This window comes from Methanohalophilus sp. (assembly GCF_030156785.1).
Taxonomy (GTDB): Archaea; Halobacteriota; Methanosarcinia; order Methanosarcinales; family Methanosarcinaceae; genus Methanohalophilus.
Genome location: NZ_JASGLW010000005.1, coordinates 14,697 through 27,873, shown reverse-complemented (window position 1 = coordinate 27,873; position 13,177 = coordinate 14,697). Strand labels below are relative to the sequence as shown.

At 41.9% G+C, this 13,177-nt stretch carries 12 protein-coding genes; 7 read left to right on the top strand and 5 right to left on the bottom strand.

Annotated elements, in window-relative coordinates:
• Positions 1-5: 5 nt before the first annotated feature.
• A complete protein-coding gene (locus PWQ49_RS03750) occupies positions 6-1,325 on the bottom strand; it encodes a cobyrinate a,c-diamide synthase (protein ID WP_300608029.1) in 1,320 nt (439 codons plus the stop codon).
• Between the two features lie 73 nt (positions 1,326-1,398).
• On the opposite strand from PWQ49_RS03750, the gene moaA reads away from it, so the two are divergent.
• Both moaA and PWQ49_RS03740 read left to right on the top strand, forming a co-directional pair.
• Entirely contained in the window at positions 1,399-2,304 is a 906-nt protein-coding gene (moaA, locus tag PWQ49_RS03745; RefSeq protein WP_300608026.1) for a GTP 3',8-cyclase MoaA, read from the top strand.
• Between the two features lie 6 nt (positions 2,305-2,310).
• Positions 2,311-2,460, top strand: a complete 150-nt coding sequence (locus PWQ49_RS03740) for a hypothetical protein (RefSeq protein ID WP_300608023.1) — start codon at positions 2,311-2,313, stop codon at positions 2,458-2,460.
• Between the two features lie 2 nt (positions 2,461-2,462).
• Here the strand turns inward: PWQ49_RS03740 and surE are convergent, their stop codons facing one another.
• Complete coding sequence (gene surE / locus PWQ49_RS03735; RefSeq protein ID WP_300608020.1) at positions 2,463-3,251, bottom strand: 5'/3'-nucleotidase SurE; 789 nt, start codon at positions 3,249-3,251, stop codon at positions 2,463-2,465.
• A 538-nt stretch (positions 3,252-3,789) separates the two neighbouring features.
• Between surE and alaS the strand changes: the two genes are divergently transcribed.
• Positions 3,790-6,576 carry an alanine--tRNA ligase gene (gene alaS / locus PWQ49_RS03730; protein WP_300608017.1) on the top strand — a complete coding sequence of 929 codons (2,787 nt, stop codon included), beginning with the start codon at positions 3,790-3,792 and terminating at the stop codon, positions 6,574-6,576.
• A gap of 89 nt (positions 6,577-6,665) precedes the next feature.
• On the top strand, positions 6,666-7,733 hold the full coding sequence (locus PWQ49_RS03725) for a response regulator (protein WP_300608014.1): 1,068 nt from the start codon (positions 6,666-6,668) through the stop codon (positions 7,731-7,733).
• Positions 7,734-7,888: 155 nt separating this feature from the next.
• On the opposite strand, the gene PWQ49_RS03720 is transcribed toward PWQ49_RS03725, so the two are convergent.
• Complete coding sequence (locus tag PWQ49_RS03720; protein WP_300608011.1) at positions 7,889-8,827, bottom strand: nucleoside recognition domain-containing protein; 939 nt, start codon at positions 8,825-8,827, stop codon at positions 7,889-7,891.
• 114 nt (positions 8,828-8,941) lie between these two features.
• On the opposite strand from PWQ49_RS03720, the gene PWQ49_RS03715 reads away from it, so the two are divergent.
• The 3 genes from PWQ49_RS03715 to pyrG are packed head-to-tail and all read left to right on the top strand — an operon-like array spanning position 8,942 to position 11,400.
• The gene (locus tag PWQ49_RS03715; protein ID WP_300608008.1) at positions 8,942-9,124 is read left to right on the top strand and encodes a methytransferase partner Trm112; all 183 of its coding nucleotides are present in this window, start codon (positions 8,942-8,944) and stop codon (positions 9,122-9,124) included.
• 13 nt (positions 9,125-9,137) lie between these two features.
• Complete coding sequence (locus PWQ49_RS03710) at positions 9,138-9,791, top strand: hypothetical protein (RefSeq protein WP_300608005.1); 654 nt, start codon at positions 9,138-9,140, stop codon at positions 9,789-9,791.
• A gap of 19 nt (positions 9,792-9,810) precedes the next feature.
• Positions 9,811-11,400: a glutamine hydrolyzing CTP synthase gene (gene pyrG, locus PWQ49_RS03705; RefSeq protein WP_300608002.1), complete on the top strand. Its 1,590-nt coding sequence runs from the start codon at positions 9,811-9,813 to the stop codon at positions 11,398-11,400.
• A gap of 5 nt (positions 11,401-11,405) precedes the next feature.
• On the opposite strand, the gene truD is transcribed toward pyrG, so the two are convergent.
• A complete protein-coding gene (truD, locus tag PWQ49_RS03700) occupies positions 11,406-12,725 on the bottom strand; it encodes a tRNA pseudouridine(13) synthase TruD (protein ID WP_300608302.1) in 1,320 nt (439 codons plus the stop codon).
• A gap of 96 nt (positions 12,726-12,821) precedes the next feature.
• Positions 12,822-13,175 carry a peptidyl-tRNA hydrolase Pth2 gene (gene pth2 / locus PWQ49_RS03695; protein WP_300607999.1) on the bottom strand — a complete coding sequence of 118 codons (354 nt, stop codon included), beginning with the start codon at positions 13,173-13,175 and terminating at the stop codon, positions 12,822-12,824.
• Positions 13,176-13,177: the final 2 nt, after the last annotated feature.

Below are 13,177 nucleotides of genomic sequence, written 5' to 3'. Positions count from 1 at the left end.
TTGAATTAGCTGCGGTTGTATTTGCGGCACATTTCCACAAATTCATTAACAGGGAATGTGGCTGGATGTGCATGCATATAGCTTGCAAGGGAATTGTGCTCATATATGCCATCTTTGCCGTCAACTATTCCTTTACCCCGTTGCATCGTATATGCAAACCTGCTGTCAGGTGCACAGTCAGTAAGAGAATAGTGGAATTCATGTCCGCGCATCTCACCTTTAAACAGTGGACTGTCTGCATAACCTCTTGTATAACCAAGTGCCTGCAACCTCTTTGTCTGAAATGTTTCTGACGGGAACAGATCTGCCATTTTGTAAACTCGACCATCTATCTCATAGGATTTACCGAGATACTGCAAACCCCCACATTCACCGTAGATAGGCATCCCCTCAGCTGAGAAATCCTTGAGTTTGTGAGTGGTTTTTGATTTTTCGAGTTCTGAGATGTGCAGTTCAGGATAGCCACCGCCAAAGTACAGTCCATCCACATCCGGAACTTCGCCTTCAAGCGGGCTGAAAAACTTAATCTCTGCGCCTGCACGTCTGAATGCATCAAACATGTCCTCATAATAGAAACAGAAAACATGATCAAGAGCGATTCCAATAGTTACATCCGCTTCAACTGATGATTTATATTTCTCTATTGTTTCTGGAATTTTTGGTTCTTCGGCAATTGCAAGTACCGCATCCAGATCAATATTTTCCTCAATGAAATCTGCAAGCATATCGACATCATAGTCCTGTTCTTCTGCCATGTGAAGACCGAGGTGCCGTGAGGGAACTGAAATATTCTGGTTCCTCGGGAGAGCTCCTACCACAGGCATATCACCAAGCACATCAACAATCATGGATTTGTGTCTCGGACTTCCGACACGATTGAGGACAACACCAGCAATTCTCACACCACTGTCAAATTCGGAGTAACCTTTGACAAGCGCAGCGGTACTTCGCGACATGCCATGTACATTCACAACCAGCAAAACCGGAATATCCATACATTTTGCCACATGTGCCGAACTTGCGATTTCAGTTGACTCCATACCATCAAAAAGACCCATTACTCCTTCAACAACAGCAATATCAGCGTTTGTGTAGGTGTTTTTCATGCAGCTTTGTACACCATCTTCGCCCATCATAAAAGTATCAAGGTTGCGCGAGGGGCGACCACAAATTGCCCTGTGATGAGAAGGATCAATGTAATCAGGACCCACTTTATATGGCTGAACATTAAGCCCTCTACGCCTTAAGGCTGCCATAATACCCATTGAAACCGTCGTTTTACCTACTCCACTATGGGTACCTGCAATAAGTATGGAACGTTTCATGGGTAGCAATTGAGTTTATTTTATATATAGCAATTACCATCAGTTTCCTCAACAAACCATTACTAATAAACCCATGCAACCTACTATCGAACTCAAAGACTCTTACGGAAGACCTGTAAAAAGTCTGAGGATATCTATTACAGAACGATGTAATCTTAACTGTATTTATTGCCACAATGAAGGAAGTGAAGGCAGTCAGGAGGAAATGACTCCCACGGAAATTGCCAATATTGTGAAAGTTGGCACAGAATACGGAATCTGGAAGGTCAAATTTTCAGGCGGGGAGCCACTGGTAAGGAAGGATTTTGAAGAAATTCTGCGAAATCTTCCTCCTCTTAAAGATGTTTCGGTTACAACAAACGGAATTTATCTTGAAGAAAGAGCAAAAGGTCTAAAAGAAGCCGGGCTTGACAGAGTGAACGTCAGTCTGGATAGTCTTGATCCTGAGTGTTATGGGAAAATTATCTGCCGTAGCCCGAAGCTGCATAAAAAAGTTCTTGAAGGAATAGATGCGGCAGTCGAAGTTGGACTGACTCCTGTAAAACTTAACATGGTTCTTCTGAAGGGAATTAATGATGACCAGATTGACGAGATGATGAAATTTACCCGGAAATATCATGGAAAAGTTGTCCTCCAACTGATACAGTTAATGGATTTCAATGAAACTTCCAGATTTCAGGTCAATGCGGAAAATATTGAAAAAATGCTTGCTGAGAAAGCGGATGAAATCCGTGTTCGGACTATGCACCGAAGACGCAAGTATATGATTGATGGCACTGAAGTGGAAGTAGTACGCCCGGTGGACAACACGGAATTTTGCGCCCGTTGCAATCGATTAAGGGTTACAGCTGATGGCAAATTCAAACCATGTTTACTCACCAATGATAATCTTGTTGACACAAAAGGTGCATCCATTGAAGAGTTGCGTGAACTTTTTAAGTTAGCAGTGAAGAAAAGAGTACCCTACAACCGGAGGTAATAATTAATGGAAGTAGTTCTCACAGTTGACGGTAAAGATATTGAGATAAACGATTTTGTCCAGAAGTTTCTTGGAAACGTGATCAGGGCATCAGCCGAAAGCCTTCATGGTGTCGGGAAAGACTGGAGCAAAATGGAAGTAAGCCTTAAACGCTGATTTCAAATCAGTTTTTCCAATTCCGAAAAATCGACTCTTGCGGTTGAATCCAGACTAAGGGGAGTTACTGACACATTCCCTTTCTGGGCTACAGCATGTACGTCAGTGCCTTCATCACCCACGGCAACCAGATCACCGGCAATCCAATAATATGGTCTGCCTCTTGGATCATACCGCTCTTCAACATCGGTCATGAAAAGCTTTCTTGAAAGACGGGTAAACTCGATTTCAGGATCATTCTCAACGTCATGAGGAATGTTTACATTAAGAACATCCACATTTTCAGGCAACCCATATCTGAGAACCTTGTCCGCAATTTTTCTTACGACTTTTATGGCTACATCAAAATCATCTTCATGATGCCTTAGATCATCAAATTTTAGTCCTTCTTCGGTGACCTGAATAGAAACTGCGATTGCAGGAATACCATGGCTGGCGCCTTCAAGTGCCGCACCCACAGTGCCGGATGTGGTAACGGTATCTGTGCTTATATTTTCACCAATGTTAAAGCCTGAGACAATTAAATCGGGTTTTTGCTTAAGTATTGCAAAAATTCCGAGAATAACAGAATCAGTCGGAGTACCTCCCACAGCATACGCATCAACTCCATCAACTATTGTCTTGTGAATTCGAAGAGGCTCAAATATAGAAATTGATCTCCCAACCCCGCTTTGCTGGATTGCAGGAGCAGAGATAGTTACATCCCCCAGAGGACTTACACTTCTGTAAGCAGCACGTATTCCTGCGGCATAAACGCCATCGTCATTAGTCAGAAGAATTTTTTTGGACATTTCAGTACCTACTTAATTTCTAACAATTCTTAAACATATGGTTTAGCTTAAAACCAGATTAAAATATAAGAACGAAAAGTAGAAGATGGAAGAAGAGGCAGTTCCACAAGGATTTGCCTTAGGTAATAATGGATGCAAGAGATCATTTTTAACGTTACTTCAAGATGTATTGTTTTGTTGGGTTTAACGGCATGTAATTTTGACTCTTTGAAAATTCCTTCTGAAAATTGCCCGCCGCTTGCTTCACACTTGTTATAATAATATTTACCTCAAGTATAGGATCGTCAACAATAGGATCACAAAGATAAATCTGAAGATCCTCTAAACCATCCATGAAAACAGGAGGATGAGCGCAGTATCTCTGGGAAAATTGGATTTGATGAATACATGAAAATATCACACAGATGAAAAGGTTTTAAAAAAGCAGCATATGCAGGAACACGGTAGGCTGTCGGAAATGTTTTTAAGGCTTGGTAGTTTACGTGATAGAATATTAAGTTCTCAAAATTCATACTAATAAAACTCAACTGGGATGATTATGCTGGAAGAGGAATATCAAATTGATTTTTTCAAGTTAAACGGATTTAGTCGTAAACAATGTCCAAAATGTGGTAAATTTTTCTGGACAAGGGATATAGAAAGAGAAACATGCGGTGATGCTCCGTGTGATCCTTACACATTTATAGGGAATCCTATTTTCAAAAAAAGCCATGATCTGACTGAGATGAGGGAACTTTTCCTTAGCTATTTTGAGGAAAATTGCCATACCCGCATCGAACGATACCCTGTAATTGCACGCTGGAGAGATGACATATATCTTACAATCGCATCAATTGCGGATTTTCAGCCATTTGTAACCTCAGGACAGGTACCTCCACCAGCAAACCCACTTACAATTTCACAGCCATGCATCAGGCTTTCTGATCTTGATGCAGTAGGGCGTAGCGGCAGGCATCTCACAACCTTTGAGATGATGGCACACCATGCATTCAACACCAAAGACAACGAGATCTACTGGAAAGAACACACCCTTGAGCTCTGCGATGGATTCCTCAACAAGTTGGGAGCGGATCCCTATGCAATAACATATAAGGAAGAGCCCTGGGCTGGCGGAGGTAATGCAGGTCCTTGTCTAGAAACTCTTATTGGAGGTCTTGAAGTTGCAACCCTTGTGTTTATGGATCTCCAGCAGCACAGGGAAGGGGATATAATTATCAAGGGAGAACCATACCGTAAAATGGATAATTATATAGTTGATACTGGTTATGGTCTGGAAAGGTTTGTATGGGCTTCAAAGGGTTCACCTACCATTTATGATGCTGTTTTTCCAAACGTTGTTGAAGAATTGATGGAACTTGCAGGCGTTGAACACCGCCTTGAAGACGAGGAATACTCAAACATTCTTTCCCAGAATGCAAGACTTGCAGGACTTATGGACATAAGCGAGAGAGCCAATCTTTTCGAGCTTCGTAAGCAAGTGGCGTATGACATCGGAATTACAGTTGACAAACTCACTGCTATCATGGAACCTGTGGAAGACATTTATGCCATAGCTGATCACAGCCGTTGCCTGACTTTCATGCTCGGTGATGGAATTATCCCCTCCAATGTAAAAGCAGGCTATCTGGCACGCCTTGTTATCAGGAGATGCCTGAAGATGATGCAGGATCGTGGCATAACGACCCCGCTTTCTGAAATCGTGCATATGCACATTCGCAACCTTCCTGAATATCCTGAATTTGCAGAGCGCTTTGATGTTATTCACGAAATCCTTGAATTAGAAGAGAAGAAATTCCAAGAAACACTTAATCGTGGAAGGAAGATGATCCAGAAGTCGGCAAAACATTACAAGAAAAACAATGAAAAAATGCCGCTTGACGCTATCATCGAAATGTATGACAGTCACGGAGTACCTCCTGAAATAGCAAAAGATGCTGCTGCAGAGGTTGGAGTAGAAGTTGATCTTCCCGACAATTTCTACTCGCTTGTAGCTGATAAGCACAGCAAGAGCACAAAGGAAGAAAAAAAAGAATCACCATTTGCTGACAGGATAAGCAATCTACCGGCAACCAAACGCCTGTTCTATGATGAACCTCATCGGCTTGATTTTGAGGCGGTTGTACTTGACGTTTTCGATAATAATATAGTTCTTGACAATACACTCTTTTACCCTGAAGGTGGCGGGCAACCTGCAGATCATGGCACTATCACAGTGGAAGATGCCATGCTCAATGTTGTTGACGTCCAGATGATTAACGGGGTTGTAATCCACACTATTGATCAAATAGATGATGAACTCCGCATCCGGAAAGGAGATCTTGTCCACGGGAAAGTTGACGAGAAAAGAAGAATGGCACATGCAAGACATCACACTGCAACACACATAGTAAATGGTGCTGCAAGGGAAGTGCTTGGTGACCACATATGGCAGGCAGGAGCTCAGAAATTTACTGACCGTGCAAGGCTTGATCTTTCACACTACAAGCGCATTTCTCAGGGAGAAATTGAACAAATCGAAATCCTGGCAAATCGCATGGTTATGGAAAACAGAAGAGTTGTCAGTGAGTGGATGGATAGAACCGAAGCCGAACAGAAATATGGCTTTGGACTATATCAGGGAGGCGTCCCTCCAGGAAAGAAGATCAGGGTTTTGCATGTTGGAAATGATATTGAAGCGTGCGCAGGTACACACTGCACCTATACAGGTCAGATTGGAGCCATAAAAATCCTCAAAACTGAGAGAATTCAGGATGGTGTTGAAAGGATAGAATATGCAGCAGGTGAAGCTGCTGTTGTGGCGATGCAGCAGATGGACAATCTGATTAGGCAATCTGCTGAGACTCTCCGTGTCCCTGCGGAACAACTTCCTGCGACTACAAAACGTTTCTTTGAAGAATGGAAAACGCTGAGGAAGGAAAACGAAAAACTCAAGGAAGAGCTTGCTTCCTTAAGAATCAGCCAGCTTGTGGATAAAGCAGAAGACATTTCAGGAGTCATGCTGATAGCGGAATTTATTCCAGGTGTAGATGCCGCAGAACTGGCAAAAATGGTAAAACAGCTTTCCGCTGAAAACAGTGATCTTGTGACACTCCTGCTTAGTGATTATGACGGTGTGAAAGTAGCAGCCTCGGCAGGAAAAGACGCAGTACAGAAAGGAGCTAATGCTGGCCTTATTGTGCGCGAAGTTGCAGCTGTTGTGGGCGGAGGAGGTGGCGGTAAACCTGACCTTGCACAAGGTGGAGGAACGGATCCATCTAAGATCGAGGACGCACTTGCTGTAGGAAAGAATACATTAGTTGCACAAATACAGGGGAATGCTAACTAAGCCTTCCCCATTCTCATTTTGTTTTTCTCCCCAAACATTAATATCATTAGAAAACAAATAGAGCAGGTAAGGATCAGGAAGAGGAAACGATGCCTGAAGAAAAAACTGAAGAAATACTTGCAACACTGCGCAGGGAACTGGAAGGAAAAAATGTATTATTACTTACACCTGCAAATGTCTTTGGTGAACGCATTATTCATTTTTATATATCTTCAGTTCTGGAAAATGAGCAAGATAAGAAAATCATCTGGCTTTGTCTCAAGGATTCGCGTGAAAGAGTCCTTTCTCGATTTACCGAATATGGATTTGATATCAAATCGTTTCTTGACAGGATCTGGTTTATTGATGTTGAGAATCCTGCCATTGAATCTGCAAAAAACACCCTTTATTGCAGTTCACAGACTGATTACATCAAAATAGGTTCTCATGTTGAAAAACTTTTCACCGATTACCCTGAATCCCTGCTTGTTATCGATGATCTGAATGTGCTTTCAAAGGACAACCTTCAGGTCGTGGAGAATTTTGGGAAATTCCTGACACGCATTGCAACGGAACATTCCGGAAGCATCATTTCTATGCTAAATAAAGGTAGTTCCGCAGAAGTGCAAAATACTATGAAATCTTTTTTTGACATTATAATTGAAATTTCAGAATCTGGGGAAATGCACACTGAAATTGGTTTGAAAACCCTTGATATTCAGTACCGTGTCGAAGATCGTGAAATTGAACTTGAATATCTACAAAGAAAAGTCAAAAAAGACAGACTCAAAATACTTATCGTGGATGACGAACCTGATATAGTGGATCTTATCAAGCTCTCGCTTGCAAGTGAACCCTATGACTTCCTAGTAGCATACAGTGGAAAGGAAGCTGTTGAAATTGCAATGAAAGAACTTCCGGATCTCATCTTATTAGACATAATGATGCCGGATATGGATGGATATGAAGTCGTAGAAAAACTGAAAAAAGTAAGGGCAACGAGAGATATTGCTATAATTATGGTTTCTGCAAAAACCAATGTTGAAGACAAGTTAAAAGGGATGGAACTTGGAATCGATGATTATATTTCAAAACCTTTTGATAAAAGGGAAATTAATGCCCGGATAAAAATGGTTATGAAGAGATTAGGGTGGAATCCACCGGAGACTTCTGAATAATTGTCCTTTTTTGAGTTAGTCTTCTCAGAATTGTTATCCTTACAAATCCTGATGGAACACGTTTTTGACAACAGTATAAAGTCTTTTCATCTTTGCTCTTTTAATACTGATCCTTTTGTTTCTCATCATATCGTAATATCAATAAGTTCCACTTTTTATCGCGCAATCATGAGCAATACCACAAGGATGCAAAAACGGACAATTATGCTTATTCCGGTTGAGAGGGTAACGATTTTTGCACCAAGTTTAGGTCCGAAAAGGGCAACATACCGGGGCAATATAGTACGGAATGCAAATATTGGAAGCATGAACATACTTCCGAGCATTAGCACAATCATGGCTTGAATATATGTAATACTCCCCTCCCCGATCATTGGTCCCAAAAGGGAAACTCCTAGGATAGGGCTTGCCACGTATGTTGTAAGGGGCACAATGCTCTCCGGAGGGATGCCAAAAATTTCTGCCAGCGGTAGGACACTGAATATTTCAAATGCACCTCTTTCTCGTAGTGCAAAAACAAGAGTTGTCATTGAAAGGTAAATAATAGCAATTTTTGTGAACAGCTTTTTTTCTCTGTGGAAGATTTTGGAGAGGGCTTTCTTCAGTGTAGGTCTTTCCTTTTTGACTTCTTTTGCAGGAGTGCATTTACTGTCTTCAAACCATATCCTGCTCAATATGATTATCACAGATATCTTAACAATGGCTGTCAGGATGAAAACTCCCACATAAAAACCTCCTACAATAAAACCCAGAGCAGGTAGAACAATCGGGATCTGGTAAGTCAGGATTTCCCGGATGTATGCCGGAGTACTGTTTAGAATTGCACAGAGCATTGTTTGCCGGTCACTGATACATCCATTGTCTCTTACTTTGACGATCATACTGTTTGCAGCGAAGGTGGATCCCAGAGAAACAACAAATGCAGCCCCACATTCTTCAGGTAAGTTTGTATGCTTGATAAGGGGTTTTGTAAGTCCCGTGAGTTTTTGCATCAATCCTAGTTCTATGAGTAACCCCGTGCCAAACAAGCCAAGGAATATCATTAACAGGATTGGGAGAGCAAAATCCAGCACCCTTATCATGAGATCCAGCATGGTCAAATAAACGTTGACACAGGTAGATTAATTTATTTGTGATAATCTAATTTCCAAATATCAAAAAACCAAAAGTTTGATATGAGTAGCAACGTATGTATTTCTGGTGACTAAATGAAAAAGGAACTGGTAGATATCCTTGCCTGTCCCGTATGTAAAGGTGATCTTATCCTCAACATACAAAACGAAGATAACAAAGAGGTCATGGAAGGCACACTCTACTGTGGGAAGTGCGATGAATACTATCCTATAAAAGAAGGTATTCCCAATTTGCTTCCACCTGACATAAGAGATTGAGGAGAACTAAAAGTTGCAGCAAATCCACATTAATCGTCTTGGTGTCAATTCTATTGAGTTTGAATCCCCTGTCCTTAATGTTCCCCTTGTCCCAGGCAGTGAAGATAGTTTCGAACTGGTGATTATAAACTATGGTTCACCAACCCATGTCAATCTTTCAGTGGATCCCCATCTGGAGGACTATGTAACTTTTCTTGATGATAACCCTTACGTAACGCATGAAGAATATGTACCGGTGGTAGTCCGGATTCCCTATGACGGGAAACTTTTCAACACAGGTAACGTTTTTGTTATGGTCGGTTACGGATCCAGAAAAGACAGTTTTACAATCAACATCGGTACAGAAAAACATGAAATTGGGATGATAAGAGACGAGTATGAGGATACTGTGTTCGAACCCCCATCCTGCAAGATTTCCGGAACAAGGGCAAGTTCACCACTTTTGGAAATGGCGGGAAAATCGTTCCGGGCAGTAGACATGCAAAAGCTCATGGTTCTGATGGTTGGTATTGTGGTTTTGATTGCTGCCTATCTTTTTATCAGTTCAATCCCCCATTTATTGGGGGAAAAGGGTATATCTTTTGGATTTTATCCATCTGTATTCTTAGCCATAATTTTTACTGCTGCAGCGGCCTATTTGTTTGTCCGTTTGCCATTTATTAGATGATGAAAAATGAGGTTGTGGAATGAAGTATATTATAGTTACTGGCGGTGTTATGAGCGGTTTGGGTAAAGGCATCACCACGGCATCCGTGGGGAGAAATCTCAAAAACCGTGGTTACAATGTAACCGCTATCAAGATTGACCCCTACATCAACATTGATGCAGGTACAATGAGTCCTTTCCAGCATGGGGAAGTGTATGTCCTGAAAGATGGAGGTGAAGTGGATCTTGATCTTGGTAATTACGAGCGTTTTTTGGATACCGAACTTACAAGAGACCATAACCTCACAACTGGTAAAATCTACCAGTCAGTAATTTCCAAGGAACGGCGTGGTGAATACCTTGGTAAGACTGTTCAGATTATTCCTCACATTACCAACGAAATCAAGGATCGTATAAGAAAAGTATCTGCAAAAAGTGGTGCAGACATTTGTTTAATCGAAGTGGGAGGCACGGTTGGTGACATCGAAAGTATGCCGTTCCTCGAAGCTGTGAGGCAAATGCACCGAGAAGAGGCGGAAGAGGACATTGCATTTATACATGTGACTCTGGTGATCCTTGATGCCCAGAAAGACCAGAAAACCAAACCCATACAACATTCAGTAAAGGAGCTTCGAGAGCTCGGATTATCTCCGGACGTAATTGTAGCAAGGTGCAATGAGCCTTTGCTGGAAAAAACACGCTCAAAAATATCCCTTTTCTGTGACGTTCCTGTGGAAGCTGTAATCAGTGCCCATGATTCCAATGACATTTATGAAGTGCCTCTTCAAATGGAGAATCAAGGTCTTACTGAATACCTGATGTCCAAACTCAACCTTTCAACGATCTCAATGGATGATTCATGGGAGAAAATGGTTGAGAGAATGCATAATGCAAAAACGGAAATCAAGGTTGGAGTGGTGGGAAAATACACACATCTTGAAGATTCATATATCAGCATCAATGAAGCCCTCAAGCATGCGGCGATTGAATGTGGTTGTTGTTTGAACGTGGATTGGATAAATTCCGAGAAGTTTGATGAAGATCCTGATGCTGTGAAAATGGTGGCTGACTATGATGGTCTTCTTATACCAGGAGGCTTTGGAGAAAGAGGCGTTGAGGGTAAAATCCTTGCAATACGCTATGCAAGGGAGAATAATATTCCTTTCCTAGGCCTGTGCCTTGGAATGCAACTTTCAGTAGTCGAGTTTGCACGAAATGTAGTGGGACTTGATGGTGCAAACAGTACCGAGTTTGATGAAGATACCCCTTACCCTGTAATTGATATCCTGCCGGAGCAAAAAAATATCGTTGATATGGGTGCAACCATGCGTCTTGGGGACTATGAAGCCGTCCTGCGTGAAGGTTCTTTAGCCGAGAAAATTTATGGTTCACAAAACATTATTGAGAGACACAGGCACAGGTATGAGGTAAATCCAAATTTTGTGGAACGGATTGAAGCTAAGGGAATGATTTTCTCAGGCAAGAACAAGAATAGAATGGAAATTGCGGAAATTCCGGATCATCGTTTCTTCTTCGCATCACAATTCCATCCGGAATTCAGGTCCAGACCCGGAAAACCGTCATCTCCGTTTAAGGCATTCATGGAGTCCATGCTTGAAGGAAAACAATAATTCCTTCATCCCATTTTGATTGGGTCAGTTTTCATGTATTCCCTGAGGACAACAGTTGCATAACTACCTTTGGGGAGAGAAAAACGCAAGTTTGCTTTAAGTTTCCCCGGATTGAGTTCATCATCATCTATTGTGTATTCAGGTTTAACCTTCAGGAGTATTTCTCTCCTCTGGCCGGTTGAACCCACTTTTTTCATGTCAGGAACTTTGAATCCTTCAAGGGGTACATTTTCTTCCTTCAGGATAGAGCTTTCAACATCTCCCGGTATACCGAATGCGAAATCGCTTCTGTATCCGGGAAGTGAAGCGGTAACAAATGCCCTGCCGTGACGGAGGAGTCTATTCATGCCTGCAAGATTATTCTCGGTTACATATTCGTATTTGCTTGTGTCTGGTAGTCCCTGTTGGTTTTTGAAACAAACGATATCTCCCACGTACGCACGGTTCAGTTCAAGTCCTTTTTTCATGCGAAGACAGAGCATGCGGTTGAAAAGATATGACTGGTAAGCGTGGACAAACAATTTCCGCATTTTCAGGGAAAGCGTCTCAAATGCACCGACATAGTCATCAGGGTTCACATGAAGGTGATGCATCATAGCTCTCTCGTATCGCAATTGCAGCGGATACCTGTAGAGCCCTTCTGCAAAATTGCGGGTATCTTCTACCATCCTCCTAACTAGCTGTGTTTTTTCGGGTTCATCCGGGAAAGCTTTTGCAATGTAATCGATCGCAGCCTTTTCTATATTACCTCTGACAATTGATTCCCCGATCAGGTGGGTAATTGGTCTGCGTGCCCCAAATCTCTGGATACCGTAGAAATTGGGTACTCCTTCCATTTCAAGGATTGTGTTGGAAGTCAGCTTCATCCGGGACTCAAGCTCATCTCTTTCAATATCGATATTCCGAATTGTTATATTGAATTCATTTCCGACAAGATCTCCCAACCCCACATCCCTGTTGGAGCGACCAAGTATTTTGAAATTCACATCTTTTATGTGTAGATTTTCAATTTCACTTTCAGAAATGTTGAAAATACTTATTCTCTGGGTTGTAACTGCTTGTTTGTCCTTGGTGCCGCCAATTCCAATCCGCCTGTTACTGATGCCAAGTGCGCGGGATATATCCCTTATGAGATGGTGGGTTTCCCAGTTTCGTTTTGTCATCTCAAGGATTAGATATTTTCCGTCTTTGCTTTCCTTAAAGTCTTCAGCTATTTCCTTCACAATAAAATCTTCAGGGAGCTGACGCAATTGTCCCCCAATTCCTTCAGCAGGAGTTGCATAAATATCAATACCGGTTTTTCTTTCAATTTCAGGAACCTCGATTTGCTGTGTTTTTTCAATCACTGACAACATCAATCACCGTAACATTTGTCTGGCTAAGGAAAGTCCATCCATCATTTGATCATATTACCGGTCTGTTTACAGCAGTTTGAGATCTCCTGTGACCCTATCTATGTCATCAGCTTTTGCGGGTCCGATTCCAAGAGCAGTAACTGTATTAGGTGGAATCTCTGTAAGTCCGGCATCTCGTATAAGCGAAGCAGATAATCCCTGCATCTCAGCATCTGTTTTAAGCCTGAATAAATCTTTTTCTGTGGGAACCTTCAGGACAACTTTTTTTTGTCCCTCTCGCAGCCATTTTTTCACGTCATTGTCAGTTGCATCTATCATGGCTGAAACCGCAGCATGTGCTACCTGTACCGCAAGTTTTCCACTGGAAAGTTTCAGGTCTTCCCTGACAACAATGCACTGCTTATATTGGAATCTGTCCATTG

What these genes read in the sequence shown, in the direction of transcription:
- PWQ49_RS03750 (WP_300608029.1), bottom strand. Translation starts at nt 1,325, where the DNA reads ATGAAACGTTCCATACTTATTGCAGGTACCCATAGTGGAGTAGGTAAA.
- moaA (WP_300608026.1), top strand. Translation starts at nt 1,399, where the DNA reads ATGCAACCTACTATCGAACTCAAAGACTCTTACGGAAGACCTGTAAAA.
- PWQ49_RS03740 (WP_300608023.1), top strand. Translation starts at nt 2,311, where the DNA reads ATGGAAGTAGTTCTCACAGTTGACGGTAAAGATATTGAGATAAACGAT.
- surE (WP_300608020.1), bottom strand. Translation starts at nt 3,251, where the DNA reads ATGTCCAAAAAAATTCTTCTGACTAATGACGATGGCGTTTATGCCGCA.
- alaS (WP_300608017.1), top strand. Translation starts at nt 3,790, where the DNA reads ATGCTGGAAGAGGAATATCAAATTGATTTTTTCAAGTTAAACGGATTT.
- PWQ49_RS03725 (WP_300608014.1), top strand. Translation starts at nt 6,666, where the DNA reads ATGCCTGAAGAAAAAACTGAAGAAATACTTGCAACACTGCGCAGGGAA.
- PWQ49_RS03720 (WP_300608011.1), bottom strand. Translation starts at nt 8,827, where the DNA reads ATGCTGGATCTCATGATAAGGGTGCTGGATTTTGCTCTCCCAATCCTG.
- PWQ49_RS03715 (WP_300608008.1), top strand. Translation starts at nt 8,942, where the DNA reads ATGAAAAAGGAACTGGTAGATATCCTTGCCTGTCCCGTATGTAAAGGT.
- pyrG (WP_300608002.1), top strand. Translation starts at nt 9,811, where the DNA reads ATGAAGTATATTATAGTTACTGGCGGTGTTATGAGCGGTTTGGGTAAA.
- pth2 (WP_300607999.1), bottom strand. Translation starts at nt 13,175, where the DNA reads ATGGACAGATTCCAATATAAGCAGTGCATTGTTGTCAGGGAAGACCTG.